Origin of the sequence: Paenibacillus sp. GM2FR (assembly GCF_002803325.1) — a bacterium.
Classification (GTDB): Bacteria; Bacillota; Bacilli; order Paenibacillales; family Paenibacillaceae; genus Paenibacillus_AQ; species Paenibacillus_AQ lautus.
This window is the reverse complement of the sequence record NZ_MKZM01000008.1, coordinates 1,496,483-1,522,683: the sequence shown is the minus strand read 5'-3', so window position 1 is coordinate 1,522,683 and position 26,201 is coordinate 1,496,483. Positions and strand designations below refer to the sequence as shown.

Genomic DNA, 26,201 nt, shown 5'->3' with positions numbered 1-26,201 from the left:
TTGCTACAGCTCTCAGAGGCTGACCCGCGTGGAAGTTAATTAAATATGCTATCCGGAACGTAATACACTTTTTGCGTATCTTTTTTGTTTACCGGGTCCGTCACAATCGTAAAATAAACGTTGCTGTTCTTTGTCTGCACTCCCTCGATTTCATGGTTTCCCACATTCGTGATTTTCACGAGGGTTTTGAATGTCCCTGCGTTTGTCATCATGGCAATCTGCGGGATGTCACCTTCCGCTCCGCCTGATGTATATATTTTCGTCTGACCCAGCATATCGGCCCCCTGGAAGGATCCGTTCGGCCTTACGATCCCAGTGCCCGACTGCGTAAAGCTGCCAACCGCTGCGTTCACCGCTGCTGCGCTGTCCATCCGCACCTGTTCATTGCTGTCAAGAAGCTTATTGAGTGCGACTGTGTCATAAATGGACCAAGTTACCGTCCCCTCTTTTGTTTGTACGCGGAACACCGTATGCGTACTGTTGCCGCCGCCATCCACACGGTAGGTCTCGCCTAGCCTTGCCCCCGTTTTATTGGCGTAATTCATATAGGTAAACCGATGCAAATCCGTATAATCCACAGTTTTGCCGGCCGAATATTGTAGTCTTGCTACCTGCAGCGACCAGTAATAGTCCGTCGAAGGATCTGCCTTTGAACTGAAATAAAAGTAATTGACGCCGTTGTAGGTATACATATCCAGCGTTTGGCAGTGACCGGTATTCGTGACGGTCATTTCATCTACATAGGTAGCGTCTTTCCCGTTAATGAGCAATCTTGAAAGATAGCAAGTTCCCTTAGAGCGCTGTGTTACATACAGATACTTATCCGCAATGTAAGCTTTTTGAACCGCCACGTTGTGATTAAGTCCCTTCAGATTGTAGGCGAGCGTTGCTGAAGCGTTCACCGTTTTCTCAGGTGTTGCCGCGAATGCCGGCAATCCGGACAAACAAAACACGAGCGCTGCAAGTATTGCGGACGCGAGAATTTTTAAATGCCTTTTCATATGGTTCAACCCTTGAACGTCAACCATCAATACACCTCCATTAATAGTAGGAATCAAATTGGACTGCCGCCGAAAACGTACTAAAAACATGGTTCAAGCGGGCATTTTACTGTCATGGCTATAGGATACATTCCTCCTCTCTTGTTACAGAAACATCGCTTCATTCAACTCAAGTTTCTGCTTCTCTACAGAAAGTGGGGGATCCACTATTGAGTTTATCATTTACCTCAAGAATTTCCCGTGTATAAAATACTTAAAGTTAGATGAATCGCCTGGTCCTTTAGCCCTTTTTTTTACGTTGGAGCGCAGAATATGTCGGAAGAGATTTGTATCGAATGTTCATCCGAAACAGTCATACGAAAAACAAAAAAACCGCGAATTAACGCGGCTCCTTGGTCTCAAGCAGTTTTGGGATGAAGAACAAAGGATATAACATGAGGTACAGGTTAGGCGCCCACCACATGATGTCGAAATCGGACTTCATGATCCAAAAAACGATCGCCTGCAGTCCGGAACAAAATGTCAGGATAAGCGATATTAAGGCAAAACTTCTCCACTTTACATTCATGTGTTTATGTAAGTAAAGACTGTACATTCCGGTGATGGAAATGAGTATATCCAGCGGGAAGAACGACCAATTCCAAACCACTAACAGCTCATTGGTATAATCCTGATATAAATATTCCTTGGGAATTAACGCAAGTGCGGTGACGACCCAATACAAAATAAATCCGATATCCGTAAATAAAAACAAACCTTTTAATGTTTTACTCAATCCATACCCTCTCCTCTTGTTCAACCTTCCTTCTTGATAATACCGGATAAAAGGATCTCTCCCATATCCCGCAGCCCCTCATGAAGCGTAATGCTGCTCTTATTCTCGGACGAGTCCTCAATTAATCGATAAAGACCTCCTACATACAAATCAATAAATATTTTAGTATTAAAAGGGCGTAACCATCCTTGATTGATTCCTTCATGAAATAGTTCCGTGATGCTGTCCCATTGTTTGTTTAGAAATTGATCCAGCGTCTTCCATTGATCAGGATAATAACGCTGGAGCTCGGTTATGAGGTTCAATCCGATAAACTGAAAATCAGTCGGGATGAGGATGAGGCATTGCTTAAGTTTATCGAGTGTCGTCAGGTCAGGATTACCCATGATCTCCTTTTCTTTTTCTTGAAGTTCGACAGTGGCATCATGAAGAATCGTTGCAATAAGCACATCCTTCGAAGGGAAGTATCCGTACAGCGTCTTCGTGCTCATACCCAGCCGTTTGGCAAGGTCACCCATCGTAAATCGTAATCCTCTTCTCCTGATTTCATTGCTTGCCACATCAACAATTCGGTCTCTCAATAGATACACTTCCTTGTTCGGAAAATAATAAAACGATAATATTTTCCTTGATTTCTAAAATCATATCCCAATTCCTTCCTCATGTCAACGAAAGCGCTCATTGTACGACAAAAAGAGACAGCCATAAATGCTGCCTCCAAATGATCGATGCTCCTTGCTAATGTTATAAGAATATCCTTCTGTTTTCAGCTATGTTTTAGGACTTTAACCTTAATTCAACAACGCCGGTTTCCCAATCCGAATGAGCTCCCGCAACGATGTTGACTCTGCAAGGGACCACTTCGAATTCCATGTTTCGATTCCAAATAGCCAACTCCTCGAAGCCGAGCTCGAACGTGACGGTGGTTACATCACCGGGCTCCAGCGCTACCTTTTTGAATCCCTTCAATTCTCGCAGGCGGCGGGTGATCCCGGATTGATCGGCTTGTATGTAGAGCTGTACCACTTCGTCCCCCTTCATCTTTCCGGTGTTCTTCACTTCCACGCACACCTCGACACGACTTCCGGATCGAAGCTCCTCAAGCGTCATTTCTCTCTGCGAGATGGTCGGAGAACCGTAATCGAACGTGCTGTAACTCAAGCCGAATCCGAACGGATATAACGGCTTGGACGGCATATCGACATAAGGGCGAGGGCGCCCTGCATTTTTCTGATTATAATAAACCGGCAATTGACCTACGGAGCGCGGGATCGAGACGGGCAGCTTGCCGCTCGGGTTCACCTGGCCGAACAGAATTTCTCCGATGGCACGGCCGCCTTCGCTGCCGGGATACCAGGCGCACAGCAAAGCATCGCTGAGTTCAGCCACCTCGTCGATAGCCAGCGGACGTCCCTGAATGAGTACTGTAATCACTGGTTTTCCGAGCGCGTGAATTTCCCGAACCAATTGCTCTTGTATGCCGCCTAATCGGAGATCGGCTAGATCGACGCCTTCCCCGCAATCCATTTCCGTCGGATCTCCTTCAGCTACGATGGCTGCACCATTACTATCAAACGTATCTCCGAATTGACGGGCGCTGCTGCCTCCGAGTACGAGCACGACCGCGTCCGCGGAACGGGCGGCTTCGATCGCTTCTGGCAAGCCCTGCGTGGACATGCCTCGGACGCTGCATCCGGGAGCGAAAACGATGTCCGTACCTTCGGGGGCAGCCATCCGAATGCCTTGAAGCGCCGTGACTCCGCTGCCCTCTCGCTGAACGCTGGTGTAGTCTCCAAGCTGGTTGTAGAGCCTGTCCGCGTTAGGGCCGATAACCGCCAGTCGTTTGATGCTGCCGCCTTTCAGCGGCAGTACGTCTTTATCGTTCTTAAGCAGTACAACCGCTTCTCTCGCGACGGATGCATTCAAGTCTTTAGCGGCTGCGTTGTTGACGGTTGTAGCTGCCAAGCCTTCGTCAACGTATGGGTGCTCGAACAGTCCCAATCGGAATTTAAGCCGAAGTACTCGAGCCACCGCGCGGTCAATGCTCTCCATATCGGCCTTCCCTTGTTTCACCGCTTGTTCAAGCGTTGTGAAGGACTTGTCCCACAAACTAAGATCAACCCCGGATGACAGGGCTAGACCCGCCGCGGATTCATAGTCTCCCGTAATGGACACCAACCGATCGATGGCCGTTCCATCCGCCATGACGATTCCTTCAAATCCCCATTCATCTCTCAGAATGCCGGTTAACAGCTTATCATTGGCATGACACGGAATGCCGTCGAGCTCATTATAGGCCGCCATGACACCAGCCGCTCCTGCCTTGATCCCCGCCTCCGCGGCAGGTAAATGAATTTCGCGAAGCTCCCGCTCACCAACGGGAACAGGTCCTGCATTGCGACCGCCCTGCCCCGCTCCCTGAGCGCAGAGATGCTTGAGGACGGCAGCCGCTCTGTCCGGTTTTTCCCATTCTTCCGGGTTTCTTCCCTGCATGCCAAACACAACCGCTTCCGTCATTCGTGCAGCCAGGTAAGGGTCTTCTCCGTAACACTCCTCGGAGCGTCCCCACCGCGGATCCTGCAGGATGTCCAATACCGAGACCAACCCTAAATGCGCGCCTCGGCTGCGGATCTCGGAGGCTACCTGGGAATAGGCTTGTTCAATTAATTCGGGATTCCAGGTGGAACCGATGGCCGTATTGACGGGCAGAAGCGTTCCGTCAAGCGCTTGATGGCCATGGGGACATTCCTCCGATAGCAGGACGGGAATGCCCAGCCGGCTGTGTTCGATCACATAGCGCTGGATCGCATTCGCTACCTTCGCATTGTCCTGCGTAGGAATCCCGTTCTCATAGGTCACGCCGGACCAGGGATCCGCCCGGAACAGTCCATACAGCGCCCCCATGCCGGCCCCCCACTCGACATGATCCTTGAATAAGTCGGTCAGTACAAACTCCGGTTCAGTTCCTTCGGTTCGACGATAAGCCATCCAGCCGTACAAGTGCTGATTCAGCTGCCCGACCTTCTCCCTCAGCGTCATTCTGGATAACAAATCCTCTACACGCTCGTCTACCGGTAGCGCAGCATTCCGATATTTCTCCATATTCCCATACTCCTTCCATCCTGGTCGTCATACTTCTGATCATTCTTTGATATTCAAGACCCGATATTTCTTGGGCGTCATGCCCGTGTACAGTTTGAAGACGGATACAAAATACTTGTATTCTTTATAGCCGACGCGGTCCGCAATCTCAAACACCTTGTCCTGCGTCGTCAGCAGCAGCTTTCTGGCCTCGTTGATGCGCAATTCGTTCATGTATTCGCTGAAGCTTTTTCCCGTGCTTTGTTTGAAAATATTGCTGAAGTAGCTCGGCGTAATTTTCAAATACGCTGCCACTTCCGACGCTTTCAGGTCGCTCAGATAATGATCCGCCATATACTTCTTGGCCTTCTCAATGATCCAGAACGATCTGTCGATGCCAACCTTGTCGATCAACTGCAGCAGGTCAAACACTTCCGTGGATATCGCCTGCCGGATCGCATCGGGATGATTGAACACCTCCAGGTCGATCGTTCGCTCCAGACCATGCTCCAGCTGGGTCAGGCCGCTTTGACGAAGTCGCTGCCGCAGCATGATGGATAGTTCATCACACACTTTGACCATATCCGTCAATAGGTAGCGCTGATCCAGGAATAATCGGAACATGCCGTCGATAAGCACTTCCAGCATATCGGCATCCTGCTTGAATAATGCCACGGACAGTTTCGAGACCATCTCGGCACTGTCGAAATCGTGCATGGCCCGGCCGTTATCCACCTCAGTCTTATATTCGCGATCCAGCAAGGAGTGCTTCTCCAAGGCATAATATGGCAGTAACGCGCGCACCTCCGCACATATGGCTGCCGTTTGGTCCAGGGAAACATAGGTATCCGATACCGCGCCATACAAGCGATGCTCTTCTGGCCAATCATCCAGCATCGTTTGCAGAATTTCATCCCACTGCCGCTTCGAGCGCGGTTGATCCGTCATCAGCAGGGTCATCAGCAAATTTTTATGCACAAACACGGATACTTGACGGATACCGCTCTTTTCCAGGCTTTCGCGAACCGTCTGGAGCCACAAACGCTGCAGCATCGTAAAATCCTGTTCCGTCTGGGAAGCCGCAAGGATCGAGAACTTCTCCAGCTGCGTGGCTATGAGTTTATACTCGGCACTGTTTAACAGATATGGAGGTATCGACTTGGCTAATGAAGTTTCATAATGCGCGGCCATCTCGGAAAGCCAAAGCTCCGCATCCTTCGTTGGACTGTTGACACGGGTATCCTTGCTGCGAATGTCTTCCACGATTCCGGTCACGGCCGCCACCAATTCGTCAATATCGACGGGCTTCAGCAAGTAATCGGTTACATCAAGCTTGATGGCTTGGCGCGCATATTCGAATTCCTCATAACCGCTGATCATGATGACCCGAACCTCAGGGTGGCAGCGCTTCAGCTCTTTAGCAAGCTGAAGCCCGTCCATTCCCTCCATCCGGATGTCCGTAAGAACCAGATCAATCCCGTGCTCTTTCACCACCTGCAAAGCTTCATGGCCGTCATAAGCCTCCGCGACGACTTCGACTCCATAATCCGCCCAGTCAATGGTATAGTGCAGGCCTTGACAGATCACGGGTTCATCGTCAACGATCAGCATTTTTACTGTCTTCACGTGTTGCATCGTACGATTCACCACCGTAGGTTTCAGAATATGGGAGCTTGAGGCGAATCAAGGTTCCTTGAGGTGAAGCCTCAAGCACTTCCAGTCCGTAGCGTTCTCCGAAATATAGATATAGACGTTCATGAATGTTGCTGAGCGCACCTCGTTTGTGACCGGCTTGAACCCCGTTTCGAAGGGATTCCCGAACTTCCTCTAAAGTAAGATCGTCCATTCCGCGGCCGTTATCCTGCACGTCGATCCAAATCTCATCCTCCCGCTTATACGCGATGACCGATATTCTCGCTGCCGGCTCGCGCCGATCTATGCCATGTTTAAGAAAATTCTCAACCAAAGGCTGAATGGTAGCCTTCAACGTAAGCGAATTCGCCAAATCATATTCCATATACAGCGCGTACTTCAGTTTTTGACCCAGCCGCCTCTGCTGCAAATACAAGTAGGAGCGCACGAACTCCATTTCTTTAGCGAGACTGGTCTCGTAATGACCATTGTTCAGACTGGAACGCAGGAATCGGGACAAAATTTCGATGAGCTGGCTGGACTCGCTGGCCTTCTCCAGCCTGGCCGTCCAGCGGATCATATCCAGCGTATTATAGAGAAAATGCGGGTCCATCTGCTCCTGCAGCAAACGCAGCTCGGATTCGCGCTCCCGCAGTTCCAGCTTGTATTTATGCTCGATCAGTTCCTGAATCGTGGATACCATATCGTTAAACCTGCGATTCAGTTCGGAAATCTCGTCCTTGGAACGAATAGGTACCCTCGCGGAGAAATCGCCGAGTTTTACGCGATTGGTCTCAATCTTCAAGCGCAGAATCGGCCTGATGATCGTATAGTGGAAGCCGATCAAGGCCGATAAACCCAATAGGAGAATGCCGACAAGAATGACTTGCATCAGAATTCTTACGCCGCGTATATCCTGATCAAGCGCAGCCTTGGGCACCATGGAAACGATATTCCAGTCGGTGTTTTCCATCCGTTGATGAAAGGTCAAATACGATTCCCCGTCGTGGCGGTAAGTGGAAGTGCCCATCGTACCAGCGGTTACGATATCCGTAATCGCTTTCCCGTCGCCGATATTCAAGGATAGCAATTCTTTGGAGGGGAGTACGATTTGACCTTCCGAATCTACAATAAACACCATGCCCTCGTCCCGTGTCAACCCCCGCTGCAGCTGTTTAAGTATACTCGCTTCATCCATGCGGATCACAAGCCGGGCAAGCGGCAGCGTGATCTCGTCATAGGAATTCAGCACACGGAACAATGAGACGAGATTTACTTCTCCATACCAGCCGCTGGTTGAAGGATAGCCGTTGCTCCATACGATCCCGCCTTTATGCTCGTCCGCAAGGCGGTTCCATGACTCTTCGTTGCCGTGAATCGGCTCGCCCATCTCTATGGAATTGCCGTTAAAGCCGGTGATGGATATCGATTTGATATAGTTTTTGGACATCAACTGAAACGTCAGAAATCCTTCGAGATTTTGCTTCAACTGCTCTGCTCTTCCGCTCTCGGGCGGTGGGTTCAGCCGCAAATATTGGCGCATGTCATTGCTGAGGATCAAATAATCGGCAATATCCTCAATCATGGTCGTTTGCTCTTCCAGCTGGTTCGTTACGATCTCCAGGCTGCGCTGGCTTGATTGGATAAATTGGCTGCGCAGCACTTCGTTCAGCTTGTCTTGGGCCAGGACGCCGACCCCAAGCGTAGGCAGAATGACAAAAAAGAGGAAAATGACCAGAGCCTTCTGTTTCAGACCATAATTCCCGATCCAGGCAAAGCCGCTACGCATGTCCATTCCCTCTTTCGATGTCTTCATGATGTTGAACAGTAACCGGATTAGCCTTTGACTGCGCCTGCCGTCATGCCGTTAACGAGCTGTTTTTGCAGGAGCAGGTAAAATATAATGATCGGTATAAGCGCGATCGTCAGTGCAGCCATTTGCAGCGTCAGGCTGGCCGTTTCAATGCCGACAAAGTTGGCGAGCCCCAGCGGCAATGTTTTCAGCGACGACGAACTGATCAAGACGAGTGCGAACAAGTACTCGTTCCAATTATAGATAAAGTTCAAAATCACGACGGTTGAAATCGCTGGACGCGTAATCGGCAAAATGATCGACCAGAAAATCTTGAATACACCCGCACCGTCCATGACGCCCGACTCTTCCAAATCCTTCGGGAACCCTCTCATAAAGCCTTCCAGAATAAAGATCGTCAACGACAAATGGAAGGCCGTGTAAGGTAGAATCAACGATAAGTGGGTATCCAGCAAATGCAGATTCCGCATGATCAAGAAGATCGGAATCAAGGTCGCATGGATCGGAACGACCATGCCCAGCAGAAATATCGCGTAAGTCGCACCGCGCAGCTTAAAATTGAACCGGGCTAAAAAGTACGCCGCAAGCGATCCGAGCAGGACCGTCACGATCAATGACACGACCGTTACAATAATGCTGTTTAGGAAGTAGGTATCCATATTCGCCACTTCCCACGCCTTTGCGTAATTGGAGAATTGCAGTTCAGTCGGTATGGAGAACGGGTTCGCCGCATATTCCTGCTCCGTTTTGAACGAATCTACGATCATCCAAAAGAAAGGGATTATATTAATAATAGCGAATATCCCCAAAAAAGTGTATGCCGATAAATGGAACCATTTCGTTTGTCTGTACATCTCCTCCCTCTCCCTTCTATTCTTTTTCTCTTGCCAATCGATTTACGATCGTGATGACGATGAGACTAAACAGCAGAATCAATACGGATACCGCGCTTCCGTAGCCGAATCTCATATTCATAAACGAGTTGTTATACATATAGACGGTCATAACCTCCGTCGCATGGGCAGGTCCTCCGCCCGTCATGATCTGGATCAGATCGAACACGCGGAACGAATTGCTGATGCTGTAGACAACGGAGACGAGCAATGTTCCCCGGATCATCGGAATGGTAATCCGCATGATCCGGCTTAGTCCGGTCGCCCCATCCAGGGCAGCCGCCTCATTGACTTCATCGGGGATGTTCTGCAAAGCTGCCAAAAGAATAATCATATACAGTCCGCAGTTTTGCCATATATAAGCGATGCTGATAGAAATCATGGACCAGAACGGATCGCCCAGCCAATTCTGCTGCCAGCTCTCAAGCCCCAAAACGCCGAGCAGGTTGTTCAGCATCCCGTATTCCGTGTTGTAGACCATACCCCAGATCAGGGATACCATAACCGATGAAATGACGACCGGCAGGAATCCGATAGTCCGGAAGAAACTGGAGCCCTTGAGCCCTCGATTCAGCAGCAGGGCCAGCAGCAGGCCAAGCGGGATCTGACCCGCTATCCCGGTAAACATGATAATGACGTTGTTCTTAACGGACAGCCAAAAGATATCGTCCTTGAAAATATCTACGAAATTGTCCAGTCCGACAAAACGCATGGGCGTGATTCCGTCCCAGTTCATTAATGAATAATAAACCGATAAGCCGATGGGAAATATGGCAATACATATATAGATAATGAGTGCTGGCGCCAAGCCCAAGAAAATAGCCCATTTCGTATGCTTAAGCGTATGCATTGGCGTAACTCCTTTCATTCTGCCTTTAATAAGAAAAACCCGCTGCCGGGTTTTTCTTTGTGCCATCATAATGTTGACCTAGGGAAATTTGTCGCTTATTTCATGCTGTCGAAAGCTTCCTGCACCTCTTGGGCGAGTTCCTCCGGCGTACCTCTGCCGATGGTTAGAGCCTGCAATCCGTTCTGCATGACGTCGGTAACTTGCGTCGGAATGACACTGTCGAACACCGGCGCCGTTCCCTTGTTTGTCAGCTCCAGCATTTCCTTGAGATACGGGCTCGCATCTTCAGGGATTTCCACGTTAGCCGGTACGACAACGCCTTTACTGATCAGATCTTTGTATAAGTCTTCATTAACAAAAAACTTGATAAATTCCTCGGCCGCCGCTTTCTTTTCATCGCTCAATCCTTTTTTAATGGAGATCCCGTACTGAACGACGCCCGCGCTTTTCACCGGATCACCGGATCCGCCAGGGACGCTCGGGAAGAGCGCAATGCCGAATTTGTCCCCTTCCTCGTTGTTGATGCGGATTCTTCCGTCAACGGTAGAAGAAGAGATATGCATCGCTGCTTTGCCTTGAATGAAGTAATCCTGACCCTGCACGGAATCCATGTTGTTCGCATCCGTATTGAAAGCCTCCAGCTTGGCGAGTTCGTCAATGACGGCAATCGCTTTCACATATTCGGGATCGGTAAATTTGGCTTCCTTGTTCAGGATTTTCTGCAAGAAATCACTGCCTACGTAACGGTCCCCGATAATCGATAAGAAGGACGATTGCAGCGGCCATTTCTCTTTATTGCCCAAGGATATCGGCGTAATGCCGGCTTCCTTCAGCTTTTTCACCGCATCGATGAACTCTTCGTAAGTAGCCGGAAATTGGTCGTAACCGACCTTTGCGAACATCTCTTTGTTGTAATAAATAATATCTACGAAGGTTTGTTTGGTTGGCACGGCAAATTGACTGTTGTTCTGGTTAAACCCGGCTAATGCGTCCTCCGGCAAAATATCCTTCCAGTTGTCCATCAGGCCATCCAGCGGCATCAGCAGATCCCCGGCTACCAGAGGAGCCAGATCGGCACCGGGCCATACGACATTGATATCCGACAGGTTATTGGCGGCAGCCAGCGTTCGCAGTTTCGTTTTATACTCGGTTGCCGCTACCCCGTCCTGCTTGATGATAATGTCGGGATGCTGTTTTTCAAATTCGGCGATCCGCTCCTTGTACACCTCGTTATCCACGTTCGGTGAAGTCCATGGATGCATGATGTTCAAAGTAACCTTTTCCGGTTCGGCAGCATCTTTCTCTCCGGAACCGCAGGCCACCGTTGACATGAGCAGCAGTGCAGCTGTTCCAGTGAGCAGCATCGATCTAAGCTTCTTAGACGTTTTCATGTTCGTATACCCCTCTCTATATATGTTACATATAATGTTCTTATATTTGACAATATAAGATATATTAATTATACAATCGGGCTGCAGATCCCAATATCCATTAAAAAAACGATTTCATCTAATTTTTTTAAGTCATTTTGAATAGATAGGATTTATATCATGCACAATTTTGTTGATATACGTCAATATTGATGACATTAACTTTACAAATTTCCAAATTAATGGTATCGCTTACATGTTAGGTTCTATAGAAAGCGTGGCGGAGAAACCAATTTTAACTCTGCCACGCCCTCACCCTGCGTTATTGCGGTTCGTTCAAAATATAATCTACCAACTCATCCAAAGGAACCGTTGCGAGCGCGATCGCCGTATCCGTCACACCATAATAAATATAGAGAAGCCCGTCCTTGACTACATTGCCTGTCGGAAAAACGACGTTCGGAATCTGATAGCCGAACTTCTCATAATACGTCTCCGGCTCCATAATGAACCGGCGGGTTCTGGCGATGATTTTTTCCGGATTTTCCAGATCCAGCAGCAAGGCCCCAACGCGATACACCGTATCTTGGTCTACGCCGTGGTAAAGGACCAGCCAGCCCTTGTCCGTTCGTATCGGAGGCGTCGAGCCACCGATTTTTTTGTACTCCCAGTCGTTGTTTTCGGCTTTTGCCAGCAGCTTGGGCTCATCCCAATGCACCAAATCATCGGAGTAGCTGATCCACATCGCTGCTTTTTCGGTACCGTACTCCTCCCCTACATATTCTTCCGGTCTGCGAAGCAGCACATACTTGCCGTTGATTTTCTCCGGGAACAGAATATTGTCGCGATCATTAATATCTAGCGGCGTCGTATCACAAAGGTATTCCCAGTGAATGAGATCCTTGGAGGTCAATATCCCGGAGCGCGTCAGCCAATGGCCTTCCTCTTCGCCCCAGCCGTCCGGATATTCGGGAATCGAGCGTTCAGGGATGCCGGCTCCCGTCGGGTAATAGTTCATGGCGCACGGACGCAATGCATAGTTCAAATAAAAGGTATCGTCGATTTTGACGATTCGCGGGTCCTGGATGCTGCCGTAAGGAAATCCCAGCTGGTCCGGTGTTACGACGGGCTCGTCCAGCACATGGGTGAAATGCACGCCGTCCGTGCTCTCCAGGAGACCCAAGTAGTTTTTGCAGGGAGTCAGGGATCCCGCCGTCCGTTCAATCATATAAAATTTTCCGTTATCGATAATGACGGCCGGATTGAATACCGTCACCTTTCTCCAGTCGTAGAGTCCAGGCACTACGATCGGATTTTCCGGATGCCGGGTAATTTTCATGGATAAGCCTCCTATGATCGTTATGTAAGTGTTATCAATTTCTTCACTTCATTATAAGAGGCTTGGCCCTTTCATAATATCCTGCAAACTTTCAATATTATCCGAATTATTGTTATCAGTGATGTCCTGGCTGTTAAATAACATAAAAAAGCGGTTCAATATTGAACCGCTGGACTCATATTTTTCGCATTAAGAGCACGAATGCGTATTTTCCTGTAACATCGCTATGTATTCCTTTCTTTTCACTTCACGCTGCTGTTCATTCAAACGCGGGCATGTATAACAGTAATCGCTTCCTTCCGTGCGGTAATAAAGACAGCAGGCCGTTTTCATCGGTGGCCGGTAGTCGGGGTCAATCAACGGCGGAAGCGGACGAATTTTCACTGCGAAGGGATTTTTCTTCCGAGCAAAAGCTGCCTCGGGGTCCAGCTCTTCACGTAAAAATCGATAATCCTCATGAAGACGGTTCTTTATCGCTTCGTTGTTGTGCTGCTCCTCCAGCCATGTCTGATGTTCCCGATAGAATCGGGTTGGCCATTGCCCCCAGAGCTGTTGGGTGTGGAGTCCGCTTGCCGCCGACAAGCTTTCCAATAGCGGTCTTGCTGTAGCGAAGTAGAATCTCTCCATGACGCTCTCTAACCAATCCCGTCGATCCACTTCGTTCTCAGGAGCTAATACAGCCTGCCAATGACTCATCTCTATGAAATAGCTCGTTTTATGGTTGTTGGTCGTCCAATGCAGAGTCATATACGGTATTGAAAAATCGGGTGCGATTTGCCAAACGGAAATGGCATATTGCAGAGCCAAGGCGATTTTGCTCAGCCAACCCGCGCAAAAAACAGCTGCGACTGCTCGATCCTCCCCACGAATAACGACATTGTATTCATCGAGAAACCGTTTCGCTTCCTCGTCTTGCAGCAGTAACCGAAGCTCAATTGAATAACTGCCCGTCACGGCATCCGTCCGAATGCCGAACTTCTTTTGTAACTCGTCCAAGCACTTTGGTTCCATATCGTTTGTCCTCACCTCACTCTGTTCGTATTCAACCTTCAACGGATACCCGTACCGATGCAGCAAGTATGAAAGACCTTCCTACAAACAACGATCCAAACAGGGACGCTTAAAACTGCCCGATAATTCTACCCTTTCCCCTAGGGATACACAGCGGCGTGCCGAACAAGGGATCCGGTATGACCTCGCAATCCAATTGGAAGACGTCTTTAACAGTTTCCGGCGTCACGATTTCCTCAGGTGCTCCGAACGCATAGATATTCCCCTCGCTTACAGCCACCATGAAGTGTGCATAACGGCAAGCTAAATTCAGGTCATGCAGCACCATGACGATGGTGCGCTGATCCCGCTCATTCAGTTCATACAGCATATCCAATATCTCTACCTGATGGGACAGGTCCAGATATGTCGTCGGTTCGTCGAGCAGCAGCATACCGGTTCCTTGAGCCAGGGTCATGGCAATCCATACCCGCTGCCTCTGGCCACCGGAGAGGGAGTCCACGGTCTGATCGGCAAAAGCTTCCACGCGGGTAGACTGTAATGCAACGTTCACCATCTCTTCATCAACCGGTGACCACTGCTTCAACCAGCTCTGATGCGGGTATCTTCCCTGGCGAACCAATTGACGGACAGTAAGGCCTTCCGGCGCCGATGGACCCTGAGGCAATATGGACAAGCTCTTGGCCACCTCTTTGGTCGACATCTGGGCAATTTGCCTGCCATCCAGCAAAACCGCGCCGGTATCAGGCTTCTGCAATCGGGCAAGCGTGCGCAGTAAAGTCGATTTTCCGCACCCGTTTCCACCAATGAATACGGTTATTTTTCCTTCAGGAATCGTCAGGTTCATACCCTTGATAACCGTCTTGGGCCCATACCCTACGGTCAGCTCTTTTACTTGCAGCGTTGTCAAAACGGCTTCCCTCCTTAGCTATATCTGATTGCGGTTCCTGAACAGTAAATAGATGAAGAACGGAGCTCCTATACCGGCCGTGAAGATACCTGCCGGAATATCCAGCGGATAGAACAGAGTGCGGGCGATCAGATCGGCCATGAAGACGAGAAGCCCGCCGATCAGACCGGACACCAGCATCATTCCCCCATACAATCGGCCAACCAATCGCCGCGCGATATGCGGCGCGATCAAACCGATAAAACCGATCGCGCCCGCGACGGATACGGCAGTCCCCGCCAGAACTACGCTGATGAGGATGAGCAGGAATCGATGCCGCTGTACCTTGACGCCCAGACTGCTGGCAATATCATCGCCAAGCTCCTGGGCATTCAGGCTTCGGCTGAATGCCAGGGCAAGCAAAGTACCAAGCACAACAACCGGAACAATCGTATATACGTTTTGCCAGGAAGCCCCATAAACGCTACCGGTAAGCCAAAGATAAGCTTTGCCGGCCGATATGGCGGGGCTCATGACAATCATTAGCGTCGTTGCCGCTTTAGCGGCAGCAGATAAGCCGATTCCGATCAGCACCAGACGAATCGGCGTAACTCCCTTTTTCCATGACAGGCCATACACTAGCAAGGAGATCAGAAGCGCTCCCGCAATGGAGGCTACCGGCAGGAGCTTGATACTTACGACACCGCCGGCAAACGTAATGAAACTCACCGCGGCTACCGAAGCCCCGCCGGTAATGCCTATAATATCCGGCGATGCCAGCGGATTGCGAATAATCCCCTGCAGAATGGCACCGGCTACGCCAAGGGCCGCTCCGACGAACAATGCGGTCAATACCCGCGGCAGCCGAAGCGTTAGCAGGATAAAATCGTGCTCTCCCGATCCCGTGCCGAATAAGGTTGAAAGGACGGCATTCGGCGATATGTAGGTATCTCCCCACCCTGTTCCCATGGCAATGGCCATGACAAAGGCCAATAAACCCAGTAGTATCCAGATCAAACTTATCGTCTCGAATTGTAGGTCCATGCTTCCCGTTCGACTTCGAATATGGGTATATCGTTTCACTTCCACGCCCCTCCCTTACGAGCGACATGAATGAAAAACGGAATTCCGATAGCCGCCGTCATTACGCCGATCGGAATTTCATTAGGCATAATCAACAGCCGTGCCGCTATATCCGCGATGATTAACAGCAGCCCCCCCAATACGGCAGAGAAGGGCAAAGCCCAACGGTAATCCCGTCCTGTCAAAGAGCGGGCCAAATGCGGAACGAACAGGCCGATAAAACCCACCGCGCCGACGATGGCTACCGAACCGCCGGCAAGAACGACGATCAGGACGCCGAGTATCAGTTTCACCTGCACGGTGTTTTGTCCGAGTCCTCTCGCAACGTCCTCCCCGGTCGTAAGGAGGTTGACCGCCCGGCCCATGAACAGGGCTGCCACGCCCGCTGCCGCCATAAACGGGAACAGTGGCAGGACCTGATCAATCGAGCGGCCGCTCACGGAACCTGCCAGCCAAAACAACACATCCTGCAGCCCGTTTTCATTCATGACAAGAAGAGCCTGCGTACCGGACGAGAATAAGGCGGTTATCGCTGAACCGGCTAGAACTAGCTTAATAGGAGTGAGCCCGTCGCGTCCCAACGAGCCCAGCCCGTACACGATGAATGCGGACACTGTCGCACCTCCTACCGCGTAGAAGGCCAAATGCAGCATCGGGCTGCTTGGATTGAGGAGCGTTGCCAGCACGACCAGCAGGATCGCGCCTGAGTTAATGCCGAAAACGTCCGGGGAGGCAAGCGGATTCCGGGTTAATGCCTGCATCATGGCCCCTGCCAAGGAGACCGCAGCCCCTACCGACAAAGCAATGACTGACCGGGACAGACGCTCAGTCCGAATAATGAGATGGTCGACCTGTTCCGGATTATAATGGGTAAACGAAGATACGAGCGTAACCCAAGAATAATTCGTCCGCCCCAGCAGCAGGCTCGCAATGAACGCGCCGGCCATCAGAATGAATGCGCTGAGCAATAACAGGGCATTGCGCTTGTTCATTTGTCCAACTCAAACAAATCGTACAGACTATCGAGCATTCGGTGCGCCGACAGAATGCCTCCGGCCATATTCCAGGAGACTTCATCAACCATATAGACTTGGTTGTTCTTGACGGCATCCAGGTTTGCCCAGAGGGGATGGCTTGTCCAATCTTTGTAATACTTCTCTACCGCTGCCATATCGTCACCCGAGTTGAAATTGAAAATAACGTCAGCATTCATATCGGGTATGCTCTCCTTGGAAGTCAACTGAACGCCCCATACCTCCGCATCGTGTCCCTCAGGACGAGCGAATCCGAGTTCTTTCAGAATGCCTCCGGCATAACCCATGTAGAAGATTCTCGCATGATCCGCCCTGAAATTAGTGATGGTCGCTTCGATGGGGAGGCGATCCCCCATTTTCTGTTTAAAGTCGTCAACTCTGGAGTCCCATTCTGCCATAAGTTTTTTGGACTTATCTTCCCGGTTCAGAACCTCACCCATCAAATTGACCGAGGCTTTCCAGTCGTATACTTCACCGATCATGACCGTGGGTGCAATCTGGCTGAGCTGATCATAGATGCCTTCATGTCTCGTTTTCGTTGCGAAGATAACGTCTGGCTTCAACTTGTAGATTTCTTCAAGATTTGGCTGAACCTCCGTGCCGAGCTGGGGAACGTCGCCTAACTCATCTCGCAAATATTCATACACCGGTTTTTGTAGCCAGGATTCGACAATGCCGACAGGCTTAATCCCATATGCGACCGCTGCATCGTTCGCTCCTTGATATAAGGTGATGATGCGAGTCGGGTTACCTTGAATTTTGGTCTCGCCCATCTCATGTTTTATGGTACGCACTTCCGATTCGTTGGCCGGGGTTATCGCTTCGCTCTGGCTGCCTATTGTTGGCGATCCGCTTTGTTGCGAAGCAGGTTCCTTCGATACACTTCCCTGATTTTGTCCACACCCCGATATAACGAGTACAATCACCAGCAACATGGCAAACAGCCACGGTTTTTTCCAAACTTGCATCTGTTTCTTCTCCCCCGTCATCTCTATGAATTAATAAGTCAATACCATTGATATTGATTCTCATTATTAATTATAAAAAAAGCCTAGGGCATGAACATAGGTAATTACGTCCACTCTTTGGACAAATCCGACACAAGCAAGTCATGCAGACGGTCCAGCAGCAGATCATGCGAATAGGCAGTATACATTGTATATAAATGCTGGCTCTCCAACAGTGAGTATACCTCCTGATTCCGCACCGCCCTTTTCGACTTCCATCTCGGGTCCCGATACCATTGATTTAAGGTCTGCCGGATGGCCGTTTTGGTTTGCTGCGAGCCATCATTTCGAAAGCTGGTCAAAAAAATGATATCGGGATCGTAATCGAAAATATCCTCATAAGCTATCTCGCGGTACAGAGGAATGGAGCCCAAGCCCGAGGGCGGCTTAAGCCCCAAATCGTCATAAACCACCGCACCTACGTTGCGCTGACCGAACAGACAGAGTATACCGTTGCCGAGACCGATGATCAGGGCTGTTTTTCCTTCGACATACGGCTTGATGCTGGTGCGAACACTCAGGGATTTTGCCTGATACCTTTCAAGCCATAGCCCCGCCTCCTTGTCCTTCCCGGTTGCCGTGGCTATTTTACAAAACTGGGTACGCCAATCGTCATAGAAAGGAATGCTTATCGTTTGCGTGATATGCTCAAACATTTTTGCCTTGGCAGAGGTTTCCTCGTCATAGATATCGCATGTAAAAATGACATCGGGGTTCACCGAGGCCAGCTTGTCCAGATCAGGTCGGAAATGACCAATTTCAATCGTATTATGTAACGCGATCGGATAATAGGAATTGACGATGGCAGCGTAAGGCTCAATTCCAAGCGCAAGCAAATGGCCGGTCAGATGGTGGTGGAGGGATACGATTTTATCCGCCTTTTTCATTTGCTTCACATACATGGACGGCGACATGCCCGTCATCATTCGGAATTTGCGGCTAAAATAAAATTCGTCCGCATAACCGATGCGCTGGGCGATCGTCCGAAACGAGTCCTTCGTTAATAATAGCTCTTGCTTTGCGTGGTTCAGCCTGACCGCCGATAAGTAAGACATCGGCGATTTTCCAAGCTGCCGCTTGAAGATTCTGGTGAAATAATCGCTGCTAAGACCTGCACGCTCTGCCAAATGCTCTCGGCTGATATTACGATGATAGTGATGATGAATGTATTCAACGGTTTGCTTGACCAGTCGTTCATGTTCGGTATGAGGTTTTTCGGCTGCATTCTCCATGATCATTATTAGCAGCTCTAGAAACATATGCTGGGCCTTCAGCTGATCCACACGTTCCCCACTCCACTTGGTTCTGATATCCAGCACGGATTGGTACAACGACGGGAAAGGCCCCAGCTCAACCTCGATAACTTGGCTTAAGCTTACAGGCGCATAATGATTAGCTTGCGTTTCTTCCAGCATGACAAACTCCAATGCCAAACTGCCCATCGATTCGGACTCATCCTCAATCCAAAGACCTGCCGGCAGCAAGATGACCTTATGAGGGCCGACATGATAAGGCTTCCGCTCAATTGTTATCTTCTGCTTATCAGAGAACACAAGAAGCATAAGGTGATTGTTGTTATCAACTTTCATACCGGGCGTATCTTCCGGAGACCGTGCATGGACAAGCTTGTACAGATAACCATGCATTTCCGTTAACTCCTCGAACATATCAACTTCCCCCTTTGTTATTGAGAAACATTCTCATTATATTCTATGGGTGAAGGTATGACTTATCAATGCAAAGTTTTTATCCTTTTTGAAGTGAAGCATCGCTGAATTCACTGCAAACCCACGGAACGAAAAAAAACCAACCGCTATACCGGGTTGGTTTTCCATCATAAAAGAGATTAACTATGAACCAGTGTTTTCAAGCTTAAACCTAACGTTTCCGAAGTTGAATCTTGAATTTCTTCAAAAAGAGCCGGATTCTTCGCAAGTGACATGCCGTAAGAAGGAATCATTTCTTTTATTTTCGGCTCCCACTCTTTCATCTGTTGCGGGAAACATTTCTCTAATACCTCTAGCATAACGTGAACGGCCGTCGAAGCGCCAGGAGAGGCACCGAGCAAGGCGGCGACCGATCCGTCCGCGGCACTGACCACTTCCGTCCCAAATTGAAGCGTTCCTTTACCGTTAGGAGTATCCTTAATCACTTGTACGCGTTGGCCCGCTACAACGATTTCCCAATCCTCGCTTTTGGCGTTCGGAATAAACTCGCGTAATTCTTCCATGCGCTTTTCATTCGATAACACCACTTGCTGGATCAAGTATCTGGTCAATGCCATCTCTTTTACCCCGGCAGCCAGCATGGTGAAAAGATTATTCGGTTTGACGGAGCTTATCAAATCAAAATTCGACCCCGTTTTTAAGAACTTAGGCGAGAAGCCGGCAAACGGACCAAAGAGCAATGCTTTTTGATTGTCAATATATCTTGTGTCCAAGTGCGGAACGGACATTGGAGGAGCGCCAACCTTGGCTTTTCCGTATACTTTGGCATGATGCTGCGCTACTACTTCCGGGTTCTTACATACCATGAATAGTCCGCTTACAGGGAATCCTCCAATATGCTTTGACTCGGGTATACCGGTTTTTTGCAACAAATGCAGACTTCCGCCCCCGCCGCCGATAAAGATGAACTTTGCCGTATGATATTCGGTTTTACCGTGCTCGATATCATGCACTTTGACTTTCCACGAACCATCTTGTGTACGTTTAATATCCTTGACGCTATGTCTGTAGTTGATCTCAACATCTTTGCTTCTCAAGTGCTCAAACAGCATGCGCGTTAAAGCGCCAAAGTTAATGTCCGTCCCGGAGTCAATTTTGGTTGCCGCTAACGGCTCATTTGATGTACGCCCTTCCATAATAAGCGGAATCCATTCCTTCAGCTGATCCGGATCCTCGGAATATTCCATCCCTTGAAAGAGCGGATTGTTTGACAGCGCTTCAAAACGTTTTTTCAAAAAAGCCACGTCTTTTTCGCCTTGCACTAAACTCATATGAGGAATAGGCATGATAAAGTCCTGCGGATTGCGAATCAGATTGCTGCTTACCAGATAAGACCAGAACTGTCTTGAAACCTGAAACTGTTCGTTAATATTGATCGCTTTGCTAATGTCTATAGATCCGTCTGGTTTTTCGGATGTATAGTTAAGCTCGCACAGTGCGGAATGGCCGGTCCCCGCATTATTCCATTCGTTGGAGCTTTCTTCCCCCGCGCTTGCGAGTTTCTCAAACACTTTGATCTCCCATTCAGGCACTAACTCTTTCAGTAGGGCTCCCAATGTCGCGCTCATAACTCCGGCACCAATTAAGATTACATCTGTTTTTTTCTCCATGTTGCTCATTATAAACCTTCCTTATCCCATATATTTGAAAAAAGGGTAGGCGTCCCTGCTAAAATTGTCATTAAAAAGCAAGGCGTCCCCTGAAAACACACCTTTTCTGTGTCAATTATCACCATATTATAGTCTATTATAAATATTGATAGATTAAAATATCTACTATTATCTAATCATTATAAACCATTTAAACTTGTTAACAAAGTGAGAAGATCCTCCACAAAACCTAAACGCCCAATAAACATAGCATTAACTTCGTTTCATACGGGGGATGAAGTCCATTTTTACCGTTATCCGTGTTGTTCTTCACCGGGATTAGACATGTGCTAACCACTTCATCACAAAAAAAGCCGCAAGATTCGCGACTTCTTCTGATGCTGTTCTTGTCCTCCGACACTTTATCAGCTAGCTACTTCCCGCTGCCCAGGAGCAGATTCGTCTGGATCTCCAATTGCTTCTCAAGCGAGATGAGATCGCCTGCCGAAAATTGATTGATATCCAATGTGTAGATACGATTGTTTTTGTAAGCCGGAAGTGACTTCCAGATGGCGCTCCCCAAAATTTCCTGGGCACGATCCCCGCCTCCGTCCGCATCGTAGACCGTTACGAACATATAATCTGCGGCCATCTCCGGCAGCGATTCCAGGGAAATGTCCAGACCGGCTCCTCCATTTACGATCTGCTCCTTCACGGCTTCTGGCGGCTGATAACCAAGGCCCGAATAGAGGTTGCGGGTACCGCGCCCAAAGCTCTCTCCCACAACCCAGAAGTTTTTCGCCCAAATCTCATAGACGCCAACCGTTTCTCCTTCCTTCACGACTCCGTTCAGCTTCGCTTTGGCCTCTGCAAGCTTCTCCTCATAATGACGAATCGCTTCCTCCGCTTCCTCCGATTTCCCGAGGAATTCTCCGAAATCCCGCAGCTCCGCATACAGATCCTTTGCTCCCCAGGGAATAACGATCGTAGGAGCGATTTTGGCGAATTGCTCATAGTTTTTATCCGACGGTCTAATGATGAGATCCGGGTCAAGAGAAACGATTTTCTCAAGCGCTGCCTGATCGTCGCCGATATCCTCGATGCCACCGGTCAGGTCTTGCAAAAAATATTGATTCAGGCTGGCCGTTCCGGCGCCGATTGGTTTAACTCCCAAGGTCAGCAGATGGCCGAGATATTGCGTCGCGACAATGCGCTTCGGATCCTTCGGAATCTCGATCTCCCCCATGACCGTTTCATATTTACGTGTTGCCCCTGTTTGCGGGGCGCCATTGTTTTCGACAATTTCGCTTTGCTGCTGCGTGTCTCCGCAGGCTCCCAGCACAATGACCATACTTCCGATCAGAGACAACATCAATCCTCTAAGCAACCACATCTTTGAACCCTCCATCTTATTGATAATGATTATCATTATTATCATACCGACAAAGATGGAATGCGTCTATTGCGTTCCGTATGCGGTTCTATGGACATTTGTTAGAAGTTTCGTGAGAATGGACAATTGCTGCTCCAAAGCAAGCGGATCATTATATTTAAACAACTCCAGATCGAGAAAAAACACGTTCCCGTTCCGAACGGCAGGCAGACTCCTCCATTCTTTGCCGTTCATGACACGTTCTGCATAAGCTGCACCGCCACCAGCCTCCCAGATGGTTACGAACATATAATCTGCGGCATACGCTGCCAGCATGTCCGGCGTTAGCTCCAAGCCGATTCCGTCACCTAACACGTGTTCTGCAAGCGGCTCCGGTGGCCGAAACGAGAACGTCTGGTATAAAATGCGCAGGCCTCTGCCATACGAGATATTAACTGCCCATAGCCGATCAGCCCAAAACTCGAATACGGCTGCCGTAGCACGTGAACCGATCCTTTCGGCTACTTGAACGGCAGCTTGTTCCTCCTTCGCTCGAAAGCCATCAATCCAGTTCTTCGCTTCAAGTTCGCGATTGAGTGCTCTGCCTAATCGAAGCAGTTCGTCGAAGGTGTCTTCCCGCCCCCAAGGAAGTGAAATGGTTGGAGCAAGCTGGGATAAGGGCTCGTTGTTCGGTTCGGACGTGACGATCAGATCGGGTTGCAATGATGAGATCGCCTGGAGCGACCGTGCGTCTCCTATATCCGCAACATTCCCCAGTTTTCCGCTATAGGGGCGAGCCCGCAGCAGATTGGTCGAAGCTGCCGCGGGCGTAAGTCCAAGCACCAGCAAATGGCCCAGGTATTGCAGGGCCACAATGCGTTTCGGACGCTGGATATAATCGCGCGGAGAGTGACCGAAATGCTGCTTGAACTTCCGGCTTAAATACAAGCCATCTTGATAACCGACTTCCCGCGCGATGCGGTCAAGGTTGCGATCGTCGCCGCTGAGCAATTCCTCTCTGGCTTTCTCAAGGCGGATCCGCGTCAGATACTCAGCAAAACCAGATCCCGTTGCTCTTTTGAACGATACGGAGAAATGTGCCGGAGTGAGTCCTACCCGCTTCGCCATGTGCTTACGCGTAATCGACTCGGCAAAATGCTTCTCCATATAATCCACCGCAAGTCTCATCCGCTCCAGCCAATCCTCTTCCCGCTCCTCATCCTCCGTTGACTGCAGTACCGTACTCAACAGTTGTTTGAATATCGCGTCTATGCGAAGGTTTGCAGCAACTCTTCCGCTGACGCCGGGAACTTGCTTGTATTGGTATAGTTCTTGGACCAGAGCAAGAGCTTCCAGAGTAGCGGCAACCGGAAGCTTACCGACGTCCATCAGTGCGGAGATTCGCTTGCCGTAGACGATACGGCTTGTTGTCCGCTCCTCGAACTCCCATACGTCGTATTGCAATTCATAGACCTCGAGCGGAACCGAGGAGATTGGCGTCCGGCGAATGTCCGCCATCGTTCCCGGTGGACAATAACAGATCGATCTCGCTTTCACTCGGTGCCTCAAGCCATTCAAATACAAATCACCGGAACCTTTACTTACCATTAACATGGTATGCGTCTTCATGAATCCGCCGGCAGCCTCTTCGGTATGACCAAGCTTCATATAGCGTACTCCCAACAGCGAATAATGTGTTTCTTCCATGCTGACGGCCACCCCTTCAGACTGTAGCTATTGTTTTATCCTATTATAATTAGAATGATAATCATTCTCAATATCAATCCAATCGCCGAGGTTATGTATGGCTCTACCTTTGAGAAAAATTAAAAAGCACCATGTCCCTAAGGACGTGGCGCTTTGGTTATTAGTGAGGGGCCATTTTGCCAGGCATTTGCGACTGCATCGGTGCGGTGGCGTAACTATTTTGCATATACTGCATATCTTGCTGAGGCAGCTGCGGCACTTGGTAGTAGCCATGCTTATTTTGATATAGCGAAATCTCATAAGCCATTTCAATGCAGTTAGGCAAGGAATCGGCAAGCACGCGGCGCACTACCGGATTCGTAGATTCCATGGCAGCATTGGTTTTCATCGTAGCACCCGATTTCACTGCGTTTAACATGCTGAGTGCAATCGTTTCATCGTTGATCTCGGCCGTGGATTGCATCGGTTTTTTCGGTTGGCCTGGTTTCATACCGTAAATAAAGTCATTACCCTGCTTCATTTTATAGCTCTGCGTAGGCTTTGATGGATCTTGTCCGGATTTAAAACACTCTAACGTGATGTTATATTCATCTGCCATAAATTGTTTCTGGCGCTGCAAGATATCCCGTAGCTCCGGATCCTGTACATGCCCGCTCAGCATGGTATACGTGTTCATGGTGTTGATGGCCCCTGCCAATACTTCGTGGACATCAAACATTTCATGGCCGCCATGGTTCAATTGCGGTGGAATCATACCGGTTTCCATGTTTTGGTGATTTTGTTGTTCGAATTGCATTCTCGTACCTCCTAATATGATTTGTCTAGATTTCAATCAAGTAATGATTTAACGGGGTGGTAGCTGCAGACGGCTTCTTTTTGCAGTTCAGGTTTATTGTTAATTAAACAAGCCAAAAGTATTCAGGGTATTTTCATTGATGATGTTTTGCCATCTTTTGTCGGATCCATATCGTAAAGAGCAGCATCAACGGTAGCGCTACTTGAAAGATGGGTGTTACATAAGTAACGACGACCTTGATCCCAAGCCACAAATGATGTGGGTAATTAGGGGACAGAAATGAAAGCATATATAAGCAAACACCTAATAAAACGGTACATATCTTATAGGGTATTCCCGTAAGTTTCGTGAGTCCGACTACAGCTCCCATATAAAATGCCGTCATTTTCGCACCCAACCCTAGAAATAGGACAAGAACAAATAAAACGTCGATGCGCTCAAAGACATCTGCAATTTCGATGAGCTGCACCACTTGCAGCAGCGGAAGCGTACTACTGGCTGCCAGTGTCGGCCCTAAGACCAAAATATTGACTTGATTGATCATCACTAAACATATCGCCGTAATGATATATGTGATCATCACGCCTTTCCGCAGCTTACCCTTCTTTTTAACCAAAGGAAAAAACACAAGGAACAGGAGCGTTTGTCCGAACGGAAATGACACCAGCTCCGGTATGGCCGCAGAGAGTACTGGTTTGAAACCATGCTCTAAAACCGGCAGCATCATCTCCGTTTTAATAAGTCCTGTCGAAATCAGCAGAGAATATATAATGATATAACTCAAAACAACGATGGGCAGCAGGCCAGCGTTGACCAAAAAGACAACACGCGGACCATACATCACCGTACTTGCTATAACGATAATGGCGACCAGCATGATAAATGCAAGCGGCGTTCGGTTTAACAACGTCAACACCGTAAGTTCGCCTAAATCCCTTAGATTACGGGAGGCTTCATAAGTAAAATAAGCGGCAAAGGCAAAGCTTGCTACATAACCGATGAATTTACCGAAATATCGTTTACACAAATCATACAAATCGAGATCGGGATCTGTCCGATGGATCATCAGATACATACTGAGCAGGAGCAGTCCAACGCAGGCGGCTAGGGCCATAGCTAACCAAGCATCCCTCTTGGCTTCAGCTCCCAAGAAAAACAAGGTTGTGCTTCCAACCTCAAAAAGAGCCAGATAACACACTAATTCGGTAACTCGAATGGACTGTTTCATAAGC

The 26,201-nt window shown here is 49.0% G+C and carries 21 protein-coding genes; all 21 read right to left on the bottom strand.

Annotated features, from left to right (window positions below):
• Positions 1–35: 35 nt before the first annotated feature.
• Positions 36–1,028, bottom strand: a complete 993-nt coding sequence (locus PAEVO_RS07020) for a helveticin J family class III bacteriocin (RefSeq protein WP_100536912.1) — start codon at positions 1,026–1,028, stop codon at positions 36–38.
• Between the two features lie 352 nt (positions 1,029–1,380).
• On the bottom strand, positions 1,381–1,776 hold the full coding sequence (locus tag PAEVO_RS07015) for a YvaD family protein (RefSeq protein ID WP_100536911.1): 396 nt from the start codon (positions 1,774–1,776) through the stop codon (positions 1,381–1,383).
• A 20-nt stretch (positions 1,777–1,796) separates the two neighbouring features.
• On the bottom strand, positions 1,797–2,357 hold the full coding sequence (locus tag PAEVO_RS07010; RefSeq protein WP_100536910.1) for a TetR/AcrR family transcriptional regulator: 561 nt from the start codon (positions 2,355–2,357) through the stop codon (positions 1,797–1,799).
• Between the two features lie 196 nt (positions 2,358–2,553).
• On the bottom strand, positions 2,554–4,878 hold the full coding sequence (locus tag PAEVO_RS07005) for a glycoside hydrolase family 3 N-terminal domain-containing protein (RefSeq protein ID WP_100536909.1): 2,325 nt from the start codon (positions 4,876–4,878) through the stop codon (positions 2,554–2,556).
• A gap of 39 nt (positions 4,879–4,917) precedes the next feature.
• Positions 4,918–6,492, bottom strand: a complete 1,575-nt coding sequence (locus PAEVO_RS07000; protein ID WP_100536908.1) for a response regulator — start codon at positions 6,490–6,492, stop codon at positions 4,918–4,920.
• The gene (locus PAEVO_RS06995; protein ID WP_243390658.1) at positions 6,455–8,305 is read right to left on the bottom strand and encodes a sensor histidine kinase; all 1,851 of its coding nucleotides are present in this window, start codon (positions 8,303–8,305) and stop codon (positions 6,455–6,457) included. The genes PAEVO_RS07000 and PAEVO_RS06995 overlap by 38 nt, the downstream gene beginning before the upstream one ends.
• Positions 8,306–8,325: 20 nt before the next feature.
• Complete coding sequence (locus PAEVO_RS06990) at positions 8,326–9,156, bottom strand: carbohydrate ABC transporter permease (protein ID WP_100536906.1); 831 nt, start codon at positions 9,154–9,156, stop codon at positions 8,326–8,328.
• 16 nt (positions 9,157–9,172) lie between these two features.
• Positions 9,173–10,045 (bottom strand): carbohydrate ABC transporter permease, encoded by an 873-nt coding sequence (locus tag PAEVO_RS06985; RefSeq protein WP_100536905.1) that lies wholly within the window; start codon positions 10,043–10,045, stop codon positions 9,173–9,175.
• Positions 10,046–10,140: 95 nt separating this feature from the next.
• The gene (locus PAEVO_RS06980) at positions 10,141–11,436 is read right to left on the bottom strand and encodes an extracellular solute-binding protein (RefSeq protein ID WP_100536904.1); all 1,296 of its coding nucleotides are present in this window, start codon (positions 11,434–11,436) and stop codon (positions 10,141–10,143) included.
• A gap of 301 nt (positions 11,437–11,737) precedes the next feature.
• Complete coding sequence (locus tag PAEVO_RS06975) at positions 11,738–12,754, bottom strand: glycoside hydrolase family 130 protein (RefSeq protein ID WP_100536903.1); 1,017 nt, start codon at positions 12,752–12,754, stop codon at positions 11,738–11,740.
• Positions 12,755–12,943: 189 nt separating this feature from the next.
• A complete protein-coding gene (locus PAEVO_RS06970; protein WP_165789624.1) occupies positions 12,944–13,750 on the bottom strand; it encodes a (2Fe-2S)-binding protein in 807 nt (268 codons plus the stop codon).
• A 124-nt stretch (positions 13,751–13,874) separates the two neighbouring features.
• A complete protein-coding gene (locus tag PAEVO_RS06965; RefSeq protein WP_100536901.1) occupies positions 13,875–14,675 on the bottom strand; it encodes an ABC transporter ATP-binding protein in 801 nt (266 codons plus the stop codon).
• A gap of 18 nt (positions 14,676–14,693) precedes the next feature.
• The gene (locus PAEVO_RS06960; RefSeq protein WP_100536900.1) at positions 14,694–15,737 is read right to left on the bottom strand and encodes a FecCD family ABC transporter permease; all 1,044 of its coding nucleotides are present in this window, start codon (positions 15,735–15,737) and stop codon (positions 14,694–14,696) included.
• Positions 15,734–16,729: a FecCD family ABC transporter permease gene (locus PAEVO_RS06955; protein ID WP_100536899.1), complete on the bottom strand. Its 996-nt coding sequence runs from the start codon at positions 16,727–16,729 to the stop codon at positions 15,734–15,736. The genes PAEVO_RS06960 and PAEVO_RS06955 overlap by 4 nt, the downstream gene beginning before the upstream one ends.
• Positions 16,726–17,739 carry an ABC transporter substrate-binding protein gene (locus PAEVO_RS06950; protein WP_100536898.1) on the bottom strand — a complete coding sequence of 338 codons (1,014 nt, stop codon included), beginning with the start codon at positions 17,737–17,739 and terminating at the stop codon, positions 16,726–16,728. Before PAEVO_RS06950 ends, PAEVO_RS06955 begins: the two co-directional genes overlap by 4 nt.
• A gap of 104 nt (positions 17,740–17,843) precedes the next feature.
• Positions 17,844–19,445 carry a helix-turn-helix domain-containing protein gene (locus PAEVO_RS06945; protein WP_100536897.1) on the bottom strand — a complete coding sequence of 534 codons (1,602 nt, stop codon included), beginning with the start codon at positions 19,443–19,445 and terminating at the stop codon, positions 17,844–17,846.
• Positions 19,446–19,624: 179 nt separating this feature from the next.
• The gene (locus tag PAEVO_RS06940) at positions 19,625–21,124 is read right to left on the bottom strand and encodes a malate:quinone oxidoreductase (protein WP_100536896.1); all 1,500 of its coding nucleotides are present in this window, start codon (positions 21,122–21,124) and stop codon (positions 19,625–19,627) included.
• Positions 21,125–21,527: 403 nt separating this feature from the next.
• Positions 21,528–22,487, bottom strand: coding sequence for an ABC transporter substrate-binding protein (locus PAEVO_RS06935; protein ID WP_100536895.1), 960 nt, complete (start codon positions 22,485–22,487; stop codon positions 21,528–21,530).
• 66 nt (positions 22,488–22,553) lie between these two features.
• Positions 22,554–24,173 carry a helix-turn-helix domain-containing protein gene (locus PAEVO_RS06930; RefSeq protein WP_100536894.1) on the bottom strand — a complete coding sequence of 540 codons (1,620 nt, stop codon included), beginning with the start codon at positions 24,171–24,173 and terminating at the stop codon, positions 22,554–22,556.
• Positions 24,174–24,333: 160 nt separating this feature from the next.
• Entirely contained in the window at positions 24,334–24,969 is a 636-nt protein-coding gene (locus PAEVO_RS06925) for a spore coat protein (RefSeq protein WP_100536893.1), read from the bottom strand.
• 133 nt (positions 24,970–25,102) lie between these two features.
• On the bottom strand, positions 25,103–26,197 hold the full coding sequence (locus PAEVO_RS06920) for a GerAB/ArcD/ProY family transporter (RefSeq protein ID WP_100536892.1): 1,095 nt from the start codon (positions 26,195–26,197) through the stop codon (positions 25,103–25,105).
• Positions 26,198–26,201: the final 4 nt, after the last annotated feature.

Bases quoted from the DNA above. Each gene is read 5' to 3' on its own strand.
- PAEVO_RS07020 (WP_100536912.1), bottom strand. From the start codon at position 1,028: ATGGTTGACGTTCAAGGGTTGAACCATATGAAAAGGCATTTAAAAATT.
- PAEVO_RS07005 (WP_100536909.1), bottom strand. From the start codon at position 4,878: ATGGAGAAATATCGGAATGCTGCGCTACCGGTAGACGAGCGTGTAGAG.
- PAEVO_RS07000 (WP_100536908.1), bottom strand. From the start codon at position 6,492: ATGCAACACGTGAAGACAGTAAAAATGCTGATCGTTGACGATGAACCC.
- PAEVO_RS06995 (WP_243390658.1), bottom strand. From the start codon at position 8,305: ATGAAGACATCGAAAGAGGGAATGGACATGCGTAGCGGCTTTGCCTGG.
- PAEVO_RS06990 (WP_100536906.1), bottom strand. From the start codon at position 9,156: ATGTACAGACAAACGAAATGGTTCCATTTATCGGCATACACTTTTTTG.
- PAEVO_RS06985 (WP_100536905.1), bottom strand. From the start codon at position 10,045: ATGCATACGCTTAAGCATACGAAATGGGCTATTTTCTTGGGCTTGGCG.
- PAEVO_RS06980 (WP_100536904.1), bottom strand. From the start codon at position 11,436: ATGAAAACGTCTAAGAAGCTTAGATCGATGCTGCTCACTGGAACAGCT.
- PAEVO_RS06975 (WP_100536903.1), bottom strand. From the start codon at position 12,754: ATGAAAATTACCCGGCATCCGGAAAATCCGATCGTAGTGCCTGGACTC.
- PAEVO_RS06955 (WP_100536899.1), bottom strand. From the start codon at position 16,729: ATGAACAAGCGCAATGCCCTGTTATTGCTCAGCGCATTCATTCTGATG.
- PAEVO_RS06950 (WP_100536898.1), bottom strand. From the start codon at position 17,739: ATGCAAGTTTGGAAAAAACCGTGGCTGTTTGCCATGTTGCTGGTGATT.
- PAEVO_RS06945 (WP_100536897.1), bottom strand. From the start codon at position 19,445: ATGTTCGAGGAGTTAACGGAAATGCATGGTTATCTGTACAAGCTTGTC.
- PAEVO_RS06940 (WP_100536896.1), bottom strand. From the start codon at position 21,124: ATGAGCAACATGGAGAAAAAAACAGATGTAATCTTAATTGGTGCCGGA.
- PAEVO_RS06935 (WP_100536895.1), bottom strand. From the start codon at position 22,487: ATGTGGTTGCTTAGAGGATTGATGTTGTCTCTGATCGGAAGTATGGTC.
- PAEVO_RS06930 (WP_100536894.1), bottom strand. From the start codon at position 24,173: ATGGAAGAAACACATTATTCGCTGTTGGGAGTACGCTATATGAAGCTT.
- PAEVO_RS06925 (WP_100536893.1), bottom strand. From the start codon at position 24,969: ATGCAATTCGAACAACAAAATCACCAAAACATGGAAACCGGTATGATT.
- PAEVO_RS06920 (WP_100536892.1), bottom strand. From the start codon at position 26,197: ATGAAACAGTCCATTCGAGTTACCGAATTAGTGTGTTATCTGGCTCTT.